Here is a 17457-nt window from a genome sequence, read left to right as displayed (position 1 = left end):
CGACGGAGACGACAGGAATGCGATATTCGGTGGCTCTGGTGCTGGCTGCGGGAACCGCGCTTTCCGCCTGCGCAGCGCAGATGGGAAGCCCGGCGCCGCAAGGTGCCGCCGCGCCCGCCACCGACGCGCTCGCTCAGCGTATCGCGGGCTTCGATCTCGACTTCACGGTTCTCTATCGCCCCGACGATCCGAAGATGGCGCTGCGCCCGGCGGGCATAAAGGACGTCGCCTATAATGTCGCGACCTGGCGTGCGTTCGATCCGGCACGCGCCGATCTCGCCGCGACCCAGCGTGATGCCGCGACGCAGGGCGACGGCTTCGACGACCGCATTCTCGACGCGAGCGCCGAAAGCCGCGCCGCCGATTATTTCAATGCCGGCGAACCTGTCGCGATGAAACCCGCGCGCGTGCGGCGGGAAGGCGACCGGCTGATCGCAACCTACCCCGCCGACCCGCGCTTCACGCTGACCGCCGAAGTCGAGCTCGCCGCCAAGCCCTATCCGCTGCTGCGCTGGCACCTTGAAGCGAAGCAGGCGGGCTATTTCTCGGTCGGCTACACCGGCGCACCGCACGTTGCGGCGGGCGAGGCGTCCGAAATCTGGCAGCCGCTGATCTGGCAGGAGAAGAGGCTCCCCGACCGTCCCTATCTGACGCTCGCCTATCGCGCGACGCTGCCGACAGCGATGGTACGCGAGGGCGATACCGCCTTTGCCGCGATCGCCCATCCGGGCGAATTTCCATTTCAACCGCTGCCGCTTGCCGAAAACAGCCGCTTCGGCGTCGCGGTGCGCGATCGGGCCGGCCGGGCGAGCCCGATGATCTTCGCGCCGGTGATCGGCGGTGCAGGTTCGAAACTGGAGGTCGGTGCATCGACAGGTTTTCGTACCTATCTGGTCCGCGAACCGGCGAAGGATCTGACGCGGCTCTATGAGCGGCTGGCGCGCGGTGTCTATGGCTTCGGCGATTTCCGCCACAATGCCGTCGGATCGCTCAATGCGACCTTCGACCGCATCGTCGATTATTCGATGTCGGCTTACGCCCGCTGGATCGCCGACCTCAAGGGCTCGTCCTATTCGACCGACGTTCCCGGCGCGGTGAAGAATGTCAGCAGCCTCAATCCGTTCGAACTGGCGCTCGTCACCGACCGTCCCGCGATGTTCGAGAGCCGCGTAATCCCCTATGTCGAATATATGCTGTCGCGGGAAAAATTCCTCTTCAGCCTCGACCCCGAGCAGAAGATCCAGAACCCCTCGCGCGCGCTGCTGGGGCCGACCGCCCCGATTTCCGAGCTTGCGACGCTTTATGCGGTGCTGGGCCGGCGCAATCCGGCACTCCTCGACCTTGCAAGGCGCGAATATGCGGGGTCGCGCACGCGCAATCTCGACGTCGCCGAAAATGGCCGCACATGGCAGAATGCGCTGTCGCTGTTCGAAGCGACGGGCGACCGCGCGATGCTGGCGACCGCGATCGAGGGCGCCGACCGCTATCTCGCGGTGCGTGTCGACACGCCGCAGCAGACGTTCGAGCATGCCGCCTTCTTCTTCTGGCCCGCTTTCGTGCCGGACTTCGTCGACCTCTACCGGCTCTACCGCGCAAGCGGCCAGCGGCGTTTCCTCGATGCGGCGCAGCTGGGCGCGCGGCGCTACACTATGTTCACCTGGATGGCGCCCGCGGTTCCCGACGCCGACATCACCGTCAATCCGGGCGGCAAGGCGCCGGTATACTGGTATCTGGCGTCGAAAGGCCACAAGCCGATGTCGGCGCCGCAGCAGGACGTCCCGGCGTGGCGCCTGTCGGAAATGGGACTGACCCCCGAAAGTTCGGGAACCAGCACCGGCCACCGGGCGATCTTCATGGCGAATTACGCGCCGTGGCTGCTGCGTATTGCCGAGGACGCGAACGACGCGTTCCTGCACGACGTCGCGCGCTCGGCGGTGATCGGGCGGTATCGCAATTTTCCGGGCTATCACATCAATACTGCGCGCACGACGATCTACGAAGGCGCCGACTATCCGCTGCACGAGCATGAAGCGCTGAGCGTGAACAGCTTTCACTATAATCATATCTGGCCGATGGCGACGATGCTGCTCGACTATCTGGTGAGCGACGCACGCGGACGGTCGGACGGAGCGATCGATTTCCCGAGCCAGTTCATCGAGGCCTATGCCTATCTGCAGAACGGTTTCTATGGCTATGCGCCGGGGCATTTCTATGGCGACGAAGGCGTCAATCTGTGGATGCCGAAGGGACTGCTCACCGGCTACGACCCCGAGCTCAACTATATCGCGGGCTATCGCGGCGACACGCTTTACGTGGCGCTCGCCAACCAGTCCGACACGGCGATCACGAGCCGCTTCACCATCGCGCCCGAGCTGGCGCAGCGTGTCGGTGCAGCTACGGTCGCGCGCCTGTCGCCAGGCGGCGTGGCACGGGCCGATGGCGATGACTTTGCGGTCGAGGTTCCCGCGCGCGGACAGGTGGCACTGCGGATCGACGGTCTGCGCGCCCGCCCGCAGATCCACCGCGCCGATCTCGAACGCCAAGCGGTGCCGGTGCCGAACGACCAAGCGGCGCTCACCGTGGGCGATACCCGCGCCTATCTGCTGGATTTCGGCCACTTCGGACGCCGGGCCTATGTCTATCTGCGCGACGACGACAGCAAGGTCGTCCGCGCCCGGCTGCGCTATCGTTCCGCGAAGGGCTGGCAGACGCTGACCGACGACGCCTTTCCGTTCGAGTTCAGCGTGCCGAGAAAGACGGGCGAGGATTTCGCGTTCAGCCTGTCGGTGGACAAGGTCGGCGGCGGCAGCGCGCGCAGCGCGGAGACCGTCCTCGGGAAATAGGGCGGGGATTCCCGGCCTCGAAGCGGGACGACTTTGTTTCGCGTTCTAACCCCGGCGAAGCCGTGGGAAGCAATCGCATGCGATCAAAGCCACCGTGGATTGCTCCCGTCGCTCGCGGTTCCTGATAAAGGTCGCATTGGACCGCGACCTTCCGCTGAAGGGCCCGGTTTGCTCCGACCTTTATCCTTGTATCTTTTCCGCATGCGCCCACAGCGCCGCGCCGGGCGCAACGCCAAGGCCCGGGCCGGACGGCAGCTTGTAGACGCCCGCCTCGCACGTCAGCTCGCCATCGAGCAACGCCGCGTTCCGATCGAGGATCGAGTGCTGATATTCGTGCATCGGCAACTCGTCGACCGCCGCCGATGCTTGAAGGCTCGCAGCCTGGAAGATGCCGACGCCGATCGTTGCATGCGGGATGGTAACGACATGATGCGCAGCCGCGAGCCGGGAGATCCGCATGAACTGCGTGATCCCCGTATGGCCCATTTCGGGCTGCACGATCGAAAGCGCCCCGACCGCGAGGCGTGGTAGCGCGTCATGGACGCTGCGCCATTCCTCGCCCGCCGCGACCGGGATGGATGTCATGCGCGCCACATGCGCAAGCCCCTCGACATCCTCGGGCTTCACCGGCGCTTCGGCGAAATAGAGCCCATAGGGTTCAAGCCGGCGGATCAGCGCCGCGGCTTCGCCGCGACCGAACATCCAGTGGAAGTCGATCATCAGCTTGATCCTGGGACCAAGCGCGGTGCGCAAGGCGGCGAGTTCTGCCTCGATGCCGTCGGGATCGACGGCGGCGGCGAATTTGATCGCGTCATAGCCCTTCGCAACGAAGTCGGCGGCGAGGTCCACCCGCTCCTCGAGCGACGCGCGCGGCAGGCCGGAAACATAGGCGGGAATCGACGCACGGCGCTCGCCGCCGAGCAACTTGCGCACCGGCACGTCGGCAAGCTTGCCGCATATGTCCCACAGCGCGATGTCGAGAGCGGCGAGCGCATCGAGCCAGAAGCCGCCGGTGTAGCCGCGCACCCGCAGCAGGTCATAGAGATCGTGCCAGATCGCCGACACATCGAACGGGTCGCGGCCGCGAACGAGCGGCAGGACCAGGTCCTCGATCAGTTCACCGATCACCCGCGGGGCGGTAAGGCCATAGGTTTCGCCCCATCCGACCGCGCCGCCCCTTGTCGTCACCTTGACGAGCACCGAACGGTCCTGGGTCGGATAGATGGTACGGTTCGACGTGCGGACCAGATAGCCGCGTTCGTTCACCGCCTCGCCGGCGCGCAGCGGCCCGAGATAGGGGGTATCGCGCGGGATCGTGACGACGAAGGTCTCGATATGGTCGATGGGGTCGAGCATGGCGAACGGCTATACCATCTGCGCCGCGGCGGGCGAGTGGCCCATTTCGCGCAGCAGCGGATCGAGCGCGGCGAGCAAGGCGTCGAGTTCGGCATGATCGTGGCGATCGAGCGCCGGACCGGGGGCGCGGACGAACGCCGATCCGATAAGGCCGCGGCGACGCAGGACTTCCTTGGTCAGCCGCCAGCGATACACCGCCTGCATGTTGAGCAGCGGCAAGGTTCGTTCGAAGAGTGTCCGCACGGTATCGGCGTCGCCCGCACGGTGCGCGGCTATCAGGCGTACGTGGAGGTCCGCGATCTCGGCCGCGGGCATCGTCCCGACGGCGCCGCGCGCCAGTTCGTCGGTGATATAGCGCCCGCCGGCGCCGCCGAAGATGCCGCGAAGCTGCGACGAGCCGGCGGCGAGCAGCGCCGAGATGCGCTGACCGCAGGGGGCGTTTTCCTCTTTCACGTAGCGAATGTTCGGGGCGCGGCCGACGATATGCAGCACCTCCTGTGCATCGAGGCCGAGACCCATCGGCTTCGGCGCGTTCTGGAGCATGACGGGAACGTCGGCATGGCTTGCAAGGCCGGCGTAAAAGTCGCCGATCGCGTCGAGATCGTCGCCCTTGCGTGCCGGCGTCACGATCATCGCCGCCGCGGCCCCTGCCTGCCCCGCGGCCGCGATCAACGTGGCACTTTCCTCGTCGTTCGCGCCGCTACATCCCGCAACGAATGCGGCCCGGCCCGCGGCGCGTTCTCCGATGAGCGCGATCAGGCGAAGCCGCTCGCCGAGGGTCAGGTGGTCATATTCGCTGGCGAGGCCGGGGAAGACCACTCCGTCGACCCCGCATTCGATCACCCATTCGATCGTCCGGACCATACCGGTCTCGTCGATCGCCCCGGCAGAATCAAAGATGGTCGGCAATACCGGAAAGGCGCCGGTGATATCGGTCATTCGTGTCACTCCCTTGGCACGGCCCCATCGCGGCCGTGCCAAAGGCGGTAGAGTAGTATTGCTAATTTAGCAATACTACTGCGACTATTCGCCGATCTGCCGCGCGGCGTTGACAAGCGCTTCGACGATCGGTCCATTATTCTGCTCGGGTATCCAGCCCGAAACGCCGATCGCCGCGAAGGACAGGTCCGACACCGGCACCGCGACCGTATGCCGGTCCTCGACCGGATCGACGCAGACGCGCGCATAGCCGAGGCGGCGCACGGTTTCGATCGACGCCATAAGATCGGCCAGACCGCCCGGAAAACCGTCGATTTCGCGGTCCGCAAAAAGCTCCTCGATATGAGCATCGTCGCGTTGGGCGAGCAGCGCCATGCCGATACCGCTCGACGTCGCCGGCAGGAGCCCGATCCGCCCGATCCCCTGGGTTGTCGTCATTCCCGGCGGCGCGTGAAAGAGATAGCTGACGCTGTCGCGCCACAGCACACCGAGCGCAATGGTAAGGCCGAAACGCCGCAACTCCTCGAGGACCGGCAGGGCGTCCTGCATGATACGCGAAGCATGCAAGCTCTGCGCTGCAAGCACGTGCATTCCGGGGCCGGCCGTATATTTGCGGTTCGCGGTCTGGCGCGCGATGCCGAGATAAGCGAGCGTCTTCAAGAGCCGGTTGACGCGGGTCGGGTTGAAGCCGAGTTGCCGCGCCAGTTCACGATTGCCAACGGGTTCGGGCGACACGGCCAGCGCCTGGAGTGTCGCGATTCCGTCGATCAGGCTCTGGTTCGGCTGCGCATTGGGTTTGGGGTTCATTCGCTTCGGTCCGTCCAACACAGAGGGTAAGAAAGCGATGATCGCTGCCCCTCGATCGTGCATGATAATCGCTCTGCGGGCAATTTCACCACCGCCCATACTTCCCGCCATATTGTCGCTAAGATTGCAACGTCAATGTTTCATCTGGCGTAACAAAATGGGCAGGCGGCATGGAAAGCCGCCTGCCCAGTTGGTGGTGGAGACGAGCGCCGGGGCCTTTGAGCAAGGCCCGGATCCGGTCAGCCGGGGTTGGACGAGGAGGGCGGGTCTGCCGGATAGTTGGTCACCGTGATCTTGCGCCGCGTGATACGCGTATGCCCGCTCGCGATCGACTTGCGATAAAAGAGATAGCTTTTGCCGTTGGAATAGAGGCGGTCGAAGTCGGAATCGCCATAATCGCCGCCGTCGAAATCGATCGCGACGGGATAATTGGCCTGGGCCGAGGTCGAAACGAGCAAATTCTGCCCGTCGCTCCAGTTCACCAGATCGGTCGAGGTCGCATAGCGGACCGCACTGCTGTTTCGGAAGATCGCGATGTAATGGCGCGACGGCTTGTGCCACACGACCGACCGCACATAGGAGTTGAACATCGTCGGCTTGACTACCGCGCAGGCACTGTTGGTATAGACCGTGGGGTTGCGCATTTGCTGGGTGAAGCCGGGTGTGCTGCTGTTCCCGTCCCACGCGCGCCAGCTCGTCCGATCGGTCGGATCGGCGGTGCGGAACAGGCACACCCCCTTCGACTGCCCGGCATAGGTCGAGCTGCTGTAGGCGAACATATAATAATAGCCGTCGAGCGAACCGTCGGGATTGCGCCCCCGGATGATGTTCGACGGCGTCCCGTATCCGATCCACCCCGCCGAAGTGGTGCTGGCGTCGCCGGGGTAGGCGACCTTCGGATAGATGGCGACATGATCGGGCGTCGCGGCCGAGCGCGCGAAGTCGAGATGGCGATCGGGCGGCGAAACCGAAGAGGTCCAAAGCGGGATGGACGCGTACCAGCAATAGGGTTTTCCGTCGCTCGTCCCCGCATCATGGCAATCGGGATCGTTCGTGCGCGTACCGAAATAATCCTCATGCCCATAGGCGTAGACGGTCGAGCCTTCGAAGTGCAGCGCCTGTATCCATGTCTTCTGGTCATAAGCGTCGGGGTCGGTGTTGCCGCTGTTGCCGATCATCACCGGATCGCAGTCGAGCACCGCGGTCTTCGGATTGTTGGTGAAGCCCGTCACCGAACCCGTCCACTGCCAGCCGGTCGCATTGGGATCGGAGACGGTCAGGTGAATGACATTATTCTGATCCTCGAACGCCCGCACCGGGCCGTCGATATGAACCTTTTGAGTCCCGCACAGATTGGCATCGCTGTCGTGGAAGGTTTCGATCACCGAATCGGCGAGGCCGAGCGTCGGCGCATCGGGGACCACCAAAGCCGCGGACGGCGTCGCATCCGTCCCGCCCGCCCTGGGGGCGGCCGGCGCCGATGGCGGCAGCAGGACCTGCACCGCGCCCGGTTCGGCGGCCGAGTCGCTGCCGAGCGCGAAGGCTGCACCGCCAGCCAATGCCGCAACGCCGGCAACGCACGCCCATTTCAACGCTTTATGCTGCATGTTTCCTCTCCTGTTGCACGGCGTTCACACCGCTGCCCTTCGGGGTATAGTCATAAAATGCTAATAAAGCAATTTTTTGAGAAGATCGCCGCCGCGAGACGGGCCGAAGAGAGGGTCACGGGAGTTGAAGATACGGTAGATTTTCTGGCAATGTCTGACTGAATTCTCCCGAAGCGATCGACAGCCTTGCCTTTATTTTTCGTTGCTTTAATAGCCTCCTTTGATCGTATGGAGAGAGGAAGTTTATGAGCAAAGCCGATGCGGTCGTGCTGATCGCGTATCTCGCGGGCATGCTGGCGCTCGGCGTCTATTACATGCGCCGCAACACGAACCTGAAGCAGATGTTCGCCGCGGGCCATCAATCCCCTTGGTGGGTCGCCGGGCTCTCCGGTTTCATGACGATGTTTTCGGCCGGCACTTTCGTCGTCTGGGGCGGGCTCGCCTATCGGTCGGGCCTCGTCGCCGTGGCCGTCAACATGGCCTATGGCGTCGCTGCATTGCTAGCGGGCGCAGTGCTTGCGGGACGCTGGCGCGAACTGGGCGTCGATTCCCCCGCGCAATATGTGCGGCTGCGTTTCGGCGCGTCGGCAGTGCAGCTCTATCTGTGGGCGATGATGCTCTTTCGATTGATCGGCGCAGGTATCGCGCTCTACGCGCTCGCGGTGCTGCTATGCGTTCTCGTCCCGCTCGACCCCGGAAGCCTGTTTCGCGATCCCGCAACGGGCAATCTGTCCGTCACCGCCGCGGTCGTGGCCTTCGGCGCCGTGATCATCGTCTACACGATGCTTGGCGGCCTCTGGGCGGTGCTGATGACCGACGTGATGCAGTTCATCATATTGAACATGGCGGTGCTGATCACCGTGATCCTGATCCTCGCGCGGCTCGGCGGGTTCGAGGGGTTCGCCGCGCGCGTGCCGGCCGATTTCTTCGCGCTGACCGACGCCGACTATGGCTGGTGGTTCATCGCCGCCTGGGCCGCGATCCATTTCTTCATGATCGGTGCCGAATGGGCGTTCGTGCAGCGCTTCCTGAGCGTGCCGACGCCGCGCGACGCCCGCCGCAGCGCCTGGCTGTTCGGCGGCCTCTATCTCGTGTCGCCGCTTTTCTGGCTGCTTCCACCGATGCTCTATCACGCGATCGATCCCAACGCCGATCCCGAGCAGGCTTACATGCTTGCGGCACAGGCGGTATTGCCATCGGGGATGCTTGGTCTCGTGCTTGCGGCGATGTTTTCGGCCACGGCAAGCCTGATCAGCGGCCAGCTCAACGTCTTTGCCGGCGCGCTGACGCCGATGCTGACCGCCGACGCGGAAGGAGCGAAGGCCGTGCGCGTCGGACGCCTCGTAACCGTTGGCCTGGGGGCGTTCCTGACGATCGTCGCCGCATCGATCCCGCTCCTCGGCGGCGCCGAAAAAGTGATCGTCGCCGCGACGAGCCTGCTTGTCGTTCCGTTGGTCGCGCCGAGCGTATGGGGATTTTTCAGCCGCCGCGTCGACCAGCGCGCCGCGTGGCTGACCGCGCTTTGTGCAGCCGCGCTCGCGCTGTTCCTGCGCTATCTGATCACGCCCGCCGGGCCGCTGGGCTCTGTAGCGGCGCTCCGCCCGCTGCGGCAATGGGCGGAGACCTCGGGTATATTGGTCGATGTGGTCGTAGGCGTTGGAGTCCCGATGCTCGTGCTCGGCGTCTATCACATGCTGTCGCGCCGGGACGCGCCGGGGGTCGCCCGCATTGCCGCATTGCCGCCCGCGCCGCCCGCCGGCGCCTCGAACAGCGTTGCCTCGGACGCGCCGCGCATCGTTGCATTGACCGTGGGAGCGAGCGGCGCGCTGCTATGGCTCACCGCGATCGCTGCCGACCGCAACGACCGCCTCGTGCTGCTCGCGACCGGCGCAGGGCTCGCAGCGCTGGCCGCGCTCGCCGAATGGATCGCACGGCGCACCACGCGGAATAATGCAAAGGAGGCTGCTTATGACCCGGCGCTTTGAAGGCAAGCGGATATTGGTCACCGGCGCCGCCGGCGGCATCGGGCGCGCGATCGTCGACGCGTTTCGCAGCGAGGGCGCCTGGGTCTGCGCCTGCGGGTACAGCCTGCCCGATAATGGCGATTGCAATGTCGCCGCCGACCTCGCCTCGGACACCGAGGTCGAACAGGCGGTCGCGGCGATGGTCGCCGCAGGCGGATCTGCCGACGTCGTGGTCCACGCCGCGGCGGCGAGCGTCAACGCCGGCATTGCCGATACGCCAAGCACCGACTGGCTGCGCCTCTACGACGTCAATGTCGTCGGCGCGGTGCGCTTGATGCGGGCATGCGCGCCGGCGATGCGCGATGCGGGGGGCGGCGTTTTCACTCTGCTGTCCTCGATCAACGCCCGCTTCGCAACGCCGACACTCGCTGCCTATGCGGCATCGAAGGCCGCCCTCGACGGGCTGATCCGCACCGCCGCACTCGAGTTGGCAAGGGACGGTATTCGCGTCAACGGCGTCGCCCCGGCGTCGGTCGATACCGCGCTGCTCGCGCGCAATTTCGAAGGTGCGCCGGACCCTGCTGCGGCGCGCGCAGCCAACGTCGCGCGCCATCCGCTTGGGAGACTGGGCACGCCCGAAGACATCGCGCGGAGCGTGCTTTTCGTGTCGTCGGCCGAGGCCGGCTGGATGACGGGAACGATCATGGAAATCGATGGAGGTGCCGGTGTCACACGCCGCTGACAGGACCCGGCCGATGGTCGGGATCAACTGGGGAAGCAGCAATTTCCGGGCGTGGCGGATCGCGCCCGACGGCGCGATACTCGACCGGGTCCAGATGCCCAAGGGAGTCGCGGCGCTCGACCGGGAGGGGATGGAGGCCTGCCTTGGCGAGCTTGTCGCGCGCTGGGGCGACCTCGGCGACTGCTGGGCGTCGGGCATGATCGGCTCGAACGTCGGCTGGATCGACGCCGGCTATTTCGAAACACCCTCGTCGGTTGCGGACCTCGCTGGCGGGGCCGTCGCGGCGCAGATCGGCGGCCAGGCGGTGAAGATCGTGCCGGGGCTGACCTGCACCGGACCGCATGGCGGCCCCGACGTGATGCGCGGCGAAGAGATCGAACTGTTCGGCTATCTTGCCGAACGCCCGGATGCGGAAACCGGCGAGCATTTCATCGTTCTGCCGGGCACGCACAGCAAGTGGGTGCATTGCCGCAGCGGCCGCATCGTCGATTTCTTCACCAGCATGGGCGGAGAGATATTCGACCGGATGACCGCACAGGGCCTCCTGGCGTCGGTGACCGAAGGCAACGGCACGGCCGGCAAGATGTTCGACGCCGCATGCGACCGCGGGCGAGCGAGCGGGGTGGGACTCGGCAGCCTGGCTTTCGAAACGCGCGCCCGCGCCGTTCGCGAGGGGCTCGGCAAGGCCGACGCGGCATCGTGGCTGCGCGGCCTGCTCGTCGGCCGCGAAATCGCCGACGCGCTGCATTATTATCCGCGGCTCGCCTCGGGACGCGTTACGCTGATCGGCAGCGGGGCGATGTGCAGCCTGTTCGCGCATGCACTGGGGCGCCTTGCCATCGAGGCCGAGACGGTGGCGTCCGAACGTTGCTGTATCGCGGGCTACCGCGCGCTGCGCTCGGCGCATGCCGCGCGGCAGGCCGAAGCGGCATGAGCGGCGATATCGCGGCGGCCCTCGAAGCCGCGCTCGCATCGGCGCCCGTCGTTGCGATCCTGCGCGGACTGACACCCGATCGGGCGATCGCGGTCGGTGAGGCTTTGTTCGATGCCGGCGTCCGGGTCGCCGAGGTACCGCTCAATTCGCCGTCGCCGTTCGAGAGTATCGCCCTGCTCCGCGCCCATTTCGGCGAGCGGATGATCGTCGGCGCCGGCACGGTGCGCGATCCCGCCGATGCCCTGAGGCTGGCGGACGCCGACGGGCAGATTTGCGTCGCGCCGGACTGCAACCCCGCCGTTATCGCAAAGGCGCTGGAGTGCGGCATCGTCCCGATGCCGGGGGTCGCATCGCCGAGCGAGGCGTTTCGCGCCTATGACGCGGGCGCGCGGTGGCTTAAATATTTTCCCGCCGGCGACGCAGGTCTCTCGGCGATCAGCGCTTTGCGCCCGGTCATGCCGTCCGGGGTCCGCTTCGTCGCGGTCGGCGGTGTCGGCGCGGCCAATGCAGCGACGTTCCTCGCCGGTGGCTGCAGCGCGATCGGCGTCGGCTCCGAGCTGTTTCGCCCCGGCAGGACCGCCGCGGACGTGGGGGCCGCGGCGCGCGCAATCATGGCGGCGGCGGCGGCTCCAGTAAGCCCCGCGCTCATCGCAAATCCGCGCGCCACGATAAGCGAATCGCCGCTGCTCTCGCGCGACGGCACGAGCCTCTTCTTCGTCGATCCCGTGCAATCAAAACTGCATCGGGTCGCACTCGACGATGGCGCGATCGCGTCGGTCGCGACCGCAGTACCGGTGAACGCGATCGGCTGGCGCAGCGAAGCGATGATCGGCCTTGGCGACGACGCCCTGGTGGAACTTGACCCCGCCACGGGCGATGTCATACCCCTGGTGCAAGTCGAGGTTGGGAGCGGCTGCCGTTTCAATGATATGACGATTGCCTCGGACGGTACCGTCTGGGCGGGTACCATGCACCGGGGTCTGCTGGCAGGACGCGGTGCATTGTTCCGGATCGACGCCGCACACGCCGTCACGCGCGCGTGCGATGGTCTTGGCGCCTGTAACGGCATGGCGCTCGCCGCCGACGAGCGATCGCTCTATCTCGTCGACACGCTGCTGCGCACGCTGATCCGCTTTCCCGTGGCGGAGGATCGCACGTTGGGCGAGCCGGTGATCGTCAGCGATTTCATGGGCCTCGACGGCAAGCCCGACGGCATGACGCTCGCGCCGAACGGCCATTCGCTTGTCGCCATGTGGGGCGGGAGCGAGGTGGTGGAACTGGGCCCCGACGGAGCGCTGCAGAACCGGTATCGCCTGCCCGCGCCGCATGTCAGCAGCCTGTGCATCGGCACAGGGGGCGATCTCCTGGTCACCACGTCGCGCATGCGGCTTAGCACCCCGGTTGCCGACGCCACCACATCGGGCGGCGTCTTCAGGATCACCCGGTGCTGACTCTGGCCCCGCCGCGGTTGCCAAACCGCGAAAAGCGCCGCGTCTTCGACATGGCCGAGCTGCCGCTCGATCGCGTCGGGATGCCACTCGCGGCATTCGTTGAGGAGCGTCTTCGTCCGCCGCAACGAGTCGCCGCGCCTCCTCGCACTTGTCGCGCGCCATCGCGAGGCCGGTGTCGGGATAGACGCCCAGCGAGATCGTCTTTCGCTTGCCGGCGAAGCTGTAGCTGACGCGCCAGCAGCGGGCGCCGTTCGGCATCACGAGAAGATAGAGCCCGCGCTCGTCCCAGAGCTTGTACTGAAAGCCCTGCGGCCGGGCGTGCGCGACGGCCGCGGCGCTGAGCATGTCGGTAACTCCTTTCGCTCACCTGCGATAGTTACCGCAAATCTGTGCAAAAAGAGGCTGGGATGCAAAGCGACGCCTCGCGACGAAGCGAACAAATAAATCATTTATTCAAAATGACTTACCTGACGTTCTAGGATTTTTTGGAATGCCCTGAAAAAGGGTAATGGTGCCCGGGGGCGGGATCGAACCACCGACACTGCGATTTTCAGTCGCATGCTCTACCAACTGAGCTACCCGGGCACGGGATCTGCGAGGCCGGACGGCCTGTTCGCGAGCGGCGGCTATAGGCAGGGGGGGACGCCGTGTCCAGCGTCTTTTCGGACCAATTTTCACGACCTAATCCTCGTCGTAACGATCGGTCTCCATCGTGCCGTCGGGCGCCTGTTCGGCGGGAACGCGATAATTTTCGTCGAACCAGCGATTGAGGTCACGATCGCGACATCCGCGGCTGCAAAAGGGCTTGTACGCCTCGTCCCGCGGTTTGCCGCACAGGGGGCATTTGCGCGTCCTGGCGGTCGTCTTACTGGGCATGGCCGGCTCCTTTGATTAGCGGATCGGCGAGGATTTCGACCCGGCGTCCGGTGCGCGCCTGCAAGGCGTCGACCCACGCGCGACGCGAAGCGATATAATCGGCAACCGCCGGACGCGCGACGAGTTGCAGCCCCCCTGCCCCGACCGCGCGGACGGCGAGGCGCAGCAACTCGGCGGCGTCGGTCGCCACCGCGTCGAACCGCACCTGTTCGATCAGCGAAGGGCGCAGCCGGCGGCGCACGATCTGCAAAAAGCCAAAGCCGTTGGTAGCGGTGCGTTCGAACGGCTGCGGCAGCAATCCGTCGATCAGCCCGTCGATCGCCTGCCGTTCCGCGCGGCCCGGCAGCGAAGGAAAGTCGATCCCGATCGCGCCGCCGACATCGCAGCAGCGAAGGACATGCACTGCCGCCTCGCCGCCCGCCCTTGCCAGCGCAAGCGCATCGCCTTCGCCGTCGATGTCGATCATCAGCATCGCCGGCGTCGGATCGACCCACAGCGCGCCGCCGACAAAGGGCCAATGGCCGGTACGGACATGGTCGATCAGGTCCGACCATCCCGCCGCCTCGAACCGGTCGGGTCCGGTCGATGCGCTGTCGATGATCGGTACGCCCATGACGGCGATGCGCGCGCGCAGGTCTGGCCCATCGGTCGGCGCCGCGGCCGGATCGGCGATCCGGGCACGCGCCGGCTTGTCGCGCCCACGTTCGCGCAGCGCCATGCGGGTTATCTCGACCGCGACGCGACTCCCGAGCGACAGGCCCGGAGCCGCCGACAGGGTTGCCACGGGCTCGCCCGGCAGGTCGAGAACCGCCCGCCCCGGCTCGACCAGCCGGGCACCGAGAACCGCGCCGATGCGCGGCCCATCGCTCGTGCGTTCGATCCGTGCCTCGATGATTCGGTCGCCCTCGACCAGGGCGGCACGCGTCTCGCCGATCCCGGCATCGTAAAGCCACTCAGCCAAGTGGCACACCCACGCTGGTCAGCAGCGCGCGCGTTTCGAACAGCGGCAATCCGACCACGTTCGAATGGCTGCCCGACAGGAAGCGCACGAACACTTCCGCGCGTCCCTGGATCGCATAGCCGCCGGCCTTGCCCATCCCTTCGCCGCTTTGGACGTACCAGTCGATCTCGGCCTCGGTCAGCCGCTTGAACGCCACGACGGTATCCGACACGCGCACGCGCGGCTTGCCGTCGGCGCCGACGACGCAAACGCCCGACCAGACATGGTGGCGCCGCCCCGACAGCAAGCCGAGCATCCGGCGCAGATCGGCTTCGTCGACGGGCTTTCCGAGGATGCGGCGACCGACGGCGACGGTCGTATCGCCCGCGAGCACCACTTCGTCCGCCGCGCGCTCGACCGCGAGCGCCTTGCTCTCGGCAAGACGTGCCACATACACGCGGGGGAGTTCGCCGGCCTGCGGCGTTTCGTCGATGTCGGGGGCCGCGATGCGGACAGGTTCGATTCCGATCCGCGCCAGCAGTTCACGCCGACGCGGCGACGTCGAGGCCAGAACAAGCGCGGGCATGGTCGCCGCGCCGCTCACTTGAAGCGATAGGTGATCCGACCCTTGGTCAGGTCATAGGGGGTGAGCTCGACAAGCACTTCGTCACCCACCAGCACACGGATGCGGTTCTTGCGCATCTTGCCGGCCGTATGGCCCAGAATCTCGTGGTCGTTTTCCAGTCGGACGCGAAACATCGCGTTGGGCAGCAGCTCGACCACCTGGCCGCGCATTTCGAGAAGTTCTTCTTTCGCCATCAATCCTCTATGGGCTCGAACAATCGGGATGGGCGCCCATAGCCCCAAATGCGACCAATTGAAAGCTATCTGTGGGCCGCGCGGTTCAGGACACGAGGCGCAGTTTGCGCGCGATGCGCCAGCCGACGGTCTTGGCGCGCGCATGGTCGGGCCAGCGCGGCGGCATCGAAGGGTTCATGCCGGCGTGGCGGAGCAGCGCATTGGCGGCATGGGCCTCGGATTCGCGATAGCTCCATTCGCTGCGCCAGGTGATCGACAGAGAGATCGACGGTGTATCGCCATTGGCGACGAAATGCGGCGCCATCACCGGCATCAGTACCGCCTCGCCGGGCGACAAGGGAACGCGCTGCTGCCCCCCTTCGAACCCGTCCTGCCACGGCAGATTGCGGTGACCGCCGGTGTGATAGCGTTCATGTTCGACCCGGTGCGCAAACCGCTCGTCGCCCGCGGGCCACACGTTCATCACCTTGCTGCCCCGCAGTTGCAGCAGGATGTTGTGCTCGGGATCGAAATGATAGGGCGTGATCGAGCCCGGTGACGAAATGAAGACAAACCCCTGCGGGGTCAGCATCGCGCCGGTGCGCGGCTCTACAACGGGTTTCAGCTCGGCGAGAAGCGACAAGAGAAGTTCGCGGTACGCCGGTACGCTCTCGATATTCTTGAGCACCGCCCAGCTTCGGTTGCTGTCGATCGTGCGGATGGTTTCGCCGATCGACAGACCGTTCGAGGGCACGTCTTCGGGCCGAATGCCGACCGGCAGGTCGCCTGGATTATATTCGACCTGCTCCGCCGGCAGGCTCTCGCCCAGTGCGGCGAGGGCATCGAGCGACAGCAAGGGGTGGTCGGGCAGGCGATGGTGCAGCAGGCCCGCCTGCAACGGATAGAGTTCTTCCATCCGTTCGAGCGTTTCGGCGGGAAAAACGGGGGTGGAAATCATCTGGTGCATCGTCATGCCGGATCCTGTTCGTGGTCGCTTATATCTCGCGGACGCTTCCAGCGCCGCCACAATTTTTCGATCCGGCTGAGCGCCTGAAAGCGCCAGCGGTCGCTTGCCGCCGACAAAGGGGCATTGACCCAGACCAGCCGGCGCCGTTCGCGCCAGATGCTGTCGATCATCGGATGGTCGGGCGCCGCGCAGCTGTCGACCCAGGCGATGCGCGTGTCGTCGAGCAGGTCGAGATTGGCCTGCTGGAGCAGCACGCCGGGCGAGAAACGGGCATAATCCTCGTCGAACGCGGTCTTGAACGAAAAGCCTCCGGGCGCGCTGATGAAATTGACCAGCATCGCGAGCGGACGATCGCCCAGATCGAGCGCGCGCATGTCGAGCTTCCCGGCTTCGGCGGCGCCGGTCAGGATCGCACGGAACCACGCCTCGGTGTCGCTGTGGCTTGCAAGCGCCGAGCCCGCGCGTCCCTTCCAGCCGCGCACCTCCAGGTCGAGGAAGGCGTCGAGCCACGGCCCCAGCGCCTCGCCCGCTTGCCAGCGGCGGAACCGGACATCGCCTTCCTCGGCCAGCCGGTTCGCCTGGCGCCGCAGTTCCTTGCGTTTCTTGGCACGCATCGCCGCGTCCCAATAGGCGGTCGGCGACAAGTCGCTATCGAGCAGCGCGCGCTCCTCGCGGTGCACCGTCTCGGCCTCGCAGCCGCGCACCCGAGCAACGTCGACGAGCGCGCGGTGGAGCGGGCCGTCCTCGGTCAGGCGCGGGACGTGGACGAGCGTTCGCGCCCATGCGGCGGCATCGCACCAGCCGAGCAGGATCGACCAGAACAGCCGTTCAAAGCCCGCGCGAACCAGCGGCGCGCCGTGGAAATGGTTGGGATGCGTCCAGCCGGTGACATGGCGCAGCGGCAAGCGGCCATAGTGAAGCGCGGGTGCGAGCGGCATGACCCCGATCACCGGTCCGCCCTCGCCGTCGCGCACCAGCACGAGCCGTGCCTGCCGCTCCGGATCGAGCAGGTGGAGCGCCGATTGCAGGCACCAGCGTTCGACGAACGGATTGGGTTCGCTCGCATCGGCCGCCAGGGCGTCCCACGCCGCGGCGAGATCGTCCGACAGCGACAGGGGATCGACCACCCTTACCACCAGCGGCGTGGCGGTTCCGGCCGCGGCGTGCGGATTTGCAGAGAAGGCGGGATGGACCGTCATCGGCGGCGAGCGTAGCCGACAAGCGTTAAGATGT

At 66.1% G+C, this 17457-nt stretch carries 15 protein-coding genes, 1 tRNA gene and 1 pseudogene; 5 read left to right on the top strand and 12 right to left on the bottom strand.

Annotated elements, in window-relative coordinates; all coding sequences use genetic code 11:
• The first annotated feature begins 17 nt into the window (after positions 1-17).
• The gene (locus tag AC58D2_RS09770; protein ID WP_497389749.1) at positions 18-2843 is read left to right on the top strand and encodes a hypothetical protein; all 2826 of its coding nucleotides are present in this window, start codon (positions 18-20) and stop codon (positions 2841-2843) included.
• A gap of 180 nt (positions 2844-3023) precedes the next feature.
• On the opposite strand, the gene AC58D2_RS09765 is transcribed toward AC58D2_RS09770, so the two are convergent.
• The 4 genes from AC58D2_RS09765 to AC58D2_RS09750 form a co-directional block, all read right to left on the bottom strand.
• Complete coding sequence (locus AC58D2_RS09765; RefSeq protein ID WP_497389747.1) at positions 3024-4199, bottom strand: mandelate racemase/muconate lactonizing enzyme family protein; 1176 nt, start codon at positions 4197-4199, stop codon at positions 3024-3026.
• 9 nt (positions 4200-4208) lie between these two features.
• The gene (locus tag AC58D2_RS09760; RefSeq protein WP_497389745.1) at positions 4209-5138 is read right to left on the bottom strand and encodes a dihydrodipicolinate synthase family protein; all 930 of its coding nucleotides are present in this window, start codon (positions 5136-5138) and stop codon (positions 4209-4211) included.
• Between the two features lie 84 nt (positions 5139-5222).
• The gene (locus tag AC58D2_RS09755; RefSeq protein WP_497389743.1) at positions 5223-5945 is read right to left on the bottom strand and encodes an IclR family transcriptional regulator; all 723 of its coding nucleotides are present in this window, start codon (positions 5943-5945) and stop codon (positions 5223-5225) included.
• Between the two features lie 239 nt (positions 5946-6184).
• Positions 6185-7552 carry a hypothetical protein gene (locus AC58D2_RS09750; protein ID WP_497389741.1) on the bottom strand — a complete coding sequence of 456 codons (1368 nt, stop codon included), beginning with the start codon at positions 7550-7552 and terminating at the stop codon, positions 6185-6187.
• 245 nt (positions 7553-7797) lie between these two features.
• Here AC58D2_RS09750 and AC58D2_RS09745 point away from each other — a divergent pair, with 245 nt between their 5' ends.
• From AC58D2_RS09745 to AC58D2_RS09730, 4 genes are read left to right on the top strand one after another with little or no spacing between them, the layout of a single operon-like run.
• Entirely contained in the window at positions 7798-9537 is a 1740-nt protein-coding gene (locus AC58D2_RS09745) for a sodium:solute symporter family transporter (protein WP_497389739.1), read from the top strand.
• Complete coding sequence (locus AC58D2_RS09740) at positions 9521-10258, top strand: SDR family NAD(P)-dependent oxidoreductase (protein WP_497389737.1); 738 nt, start codon at positions 9521-9523, stop codon at positions 10256-10258. The genes AC58D2_RS09745 and AC58D2_RS09740 overlap by 17 nt, the downstream gene beginning before the upstream one ends.
• Positions 10242-11192 carry a 2-dehydro-3-deoxygalactonokinase gene (locus AC58D2_RS09735; protein ID WP_497389735.1) on the top strand — a complete coding sequence of 317 codons (951 nt, stop codon included), beginning with the start codon at positions 10242-10244 and terminating at the stop codon, positions 11190-11192. The genes AC58D2_RS09740 and AC58D2_RS09735 overlap by 17 nt, the downstream gene beginning before the upstream one ends.
• Positions 11189-12643, top strand: coding sequence for a 2-dehydro-3-deoxy-6-phosphogalactonate aldolase (locus AC58D2_RS09730; protein ID WP_497389733.1), 1455 nt, complete (start codon positions 11189-11191; stop codon positions 12641-12643). The genes AC58D2_RS09735 and AC58D2_RS09730 overlap by 4 nt, the downstream gene beginning before the upstream one ends.
• Before the next feature lie 114 nt (positions 12644-12757).
• Here the strand turns inward: AC58D2_RS09730 and AC58D2_RS09725 are convergent.
• The 8 genes and pseudogenes from AC58D2_RS09725 to AC58D2_RS09690 all read right to left on the bottom strand — a co-directional run.
• A pseudogene (locus AC58D2_RS09725) lies at positions 12758-12988 on the bottom strand (Arm DNA-binding domain-containing protein); the annotation flags it as partial.
• A 164-nt stretch (positions 12989-13152) separates the two neighbouring features.
• Positions 13153-13228: transfer RNA gene (locus tag AC58D2_RS09720), tRNA-Phe, on the bottom strand.
• A 96-nt stretch (positions 13229-13324) separates the two neighbouring features.
• Positions 13325-13519, bottom strand: coding sequence for a DNA gyrase inhibitor YacG (locus AC58D2_RS09715; protein WP_497389731.1), 195 nt, complete (start codon positions 13517-13519; stop codon positions 13325-13327).
• Positions 13509-14489: a ribonuclease gene (locus AC58D2_RS09710; protein ID WP_497389729.1), complete on the bottom strand. Its 981-nt coding sequence runs from the start codon at positions 14487-14489 to the stop codon at positions 13509-13511. The genes AC58D2_RS09715 and AC58D2_RS09710 overlap by 11 nt, the downstream gene beginning before the upstream one ends.
• A complete protein-coding gene (locus AC58D2_RS09705; protein ID WP_497389727.1) occupies positions 14473-15045 on the bottom strand; it encodes a Maf family protein in 573 nt (190 codons plus the stop codon). The genes AC58D2_RS09710 and AC58D2_RS09705 overlap by 17 nt, the downstream gene beginning before the upstream one ends.
• 14 nt (positions 15046-15059) lie before the next feature.
• Complete coding sequence (gene infA / locus AC58D2_RS09700) at positions 15060-15278, bottom strand: translation initiation factor IF-1 (RefSeq protein ID WP_003049127.1); 219 nt, start codon at positions 15276-15278, stop codon at positions 15060-15062.
• Positions 15279-15363: 85 nt separating this feature from the next.
• Positions 15364-16230 (bottom strand): transcriptional regulator, encoded by an 867-nt coding sequence (locus AC58D2_RS09695; protein WP_497389724.1) that lies wholly within the window; start codon positions 16228-16230, stop codon positions 15364-15366.
• The gene (locus tag AC58D2_RS09690) at positions 16227-17423 is read right to left on the bottom strand and encodes a GNAT family N-acetyltransferase (RefSeq protein ID WP_497389721.1); all 1197 of its coding nucleotides are present in this window, start codon (positions 17421-17423) and stop codon (positions 16227-16229) included. The genes AC58D2_RS09695 and AC58D2_RS09690 overlap by 4 nt, the downstream gene beginning before the upstream one ends.
• Between the last annotated feature and the right edge of the window lie 34 nt (positions 17424-17457).

The organism is Sphingopyxis sp. CR5 (genome assembly GCF_059693785.1).
The sequence above is the reverse complement of the archived record's forward strand: the minus strand, read 5'-3'. Positions and strand labels throughout refer to the sequence as shown.

What these genes read in the sequence shown, in the direction of transcription:
- AC58D2_RS09770 (WP_497389749.1), top strand. Translation starts at nt 18, where the DNA reads ATGCGATATTCGGTGGCTCTGGTGCTGGCTGCGGGAACCGCGCTTTCC.
- AC58D2_RS09765 (WP_497389747.1), bottom strand. Translation starts at nt 4,199, where the DNA reads ATGCTCGACCCCATCGACCATATCGAGACCTTCGTCGTCACGATCCCG.
- AC58D2_RS09760 (WP_497389745.1), bottom strand. Translation starts at nt 5,138, where the DNA reads ATGACCGATATCACCGGCGCCTTTCCGGTATTGCCGACCATCTTTGAT.
- AC58D2_RS09755 (WP_497389743.1), bottom strand. Translation starts at nt 5,945, where the DNA reads ATGAACCCCAAACCCAATGCGCAGCCGAACCAGAGCCTGATCGACGGA.
- AC58D2_RS09750 (WP_497389741.1), bottom strand. Translation starts at nt 7,552, where the DNA reads ATGCAGCATAAAGCGTTGAAATGGGCGTGCGTTGCCGGCGTTGCGGCA.
- AC58D2_RS09745 (WP_497389739.1), top strand. Translation starts at nt 7,798, where the DNA reads ATGAGCAAAGCCGATGCGGTCGTGCTGATCGCGTATCTCGCGGGCATG.
- AC58D2_RS09740 (WP_497389737.1), top strand. Translation starts at nt 9,521, where the DNA reads ATGACCCGGCGCTTTGAAGGCAAGCGGATATTGGTCACCGGCGCCGCC.
- AC58D2_RS09730 (WP_497389733.1), top strand. Translation starts at nt 11,189, where the DNA reads ATGAGCGGCGATATCGCGGCGGCCCTCGAAGCCGCGCTCGCATCGGCG.
- AC58D2_RS09715 (WP_497389731.1), bottom strand. Translation starts at nt 13,519, where the DNA reads ATGCCCAGTAAGACGACCGCCAGGACGCGCAAATGCCCCCTGTGCGGC.
- AC58D2_RS09705 (WP_497389727.1), bottom strand. Translation starts at nt 15,045, where the DNA reads ATGCCCGCGCTTGTTCTGGCCTCGACGTCGCCGCGTCGGCGTGAACTG.
- infA (WP_003049127.1), bottom strand. Translation starts at nt 15,278, where the DNA reads ATGGCGAAAGAAGAACTTCTCGAAATGCGCGGCCAGGTGGTCGAGCTG.
- AC58D2_RS09695 (WP_497389724.1), bottom strand. Translation starts at nt 16,230, where the DNA reads ATGACGATGCACCAGATGATTTCCACCCCCGTTTTTCCCGCCGAAACG.
- AC58D2_RS09690 (WP_497389721.1), bottom strand. Translation starts at nt 17,423, where the DNA reads ATGACGGTCCATCCCGCCTTCTCTGCAAATCCGCACGCCGCGGCCGGA.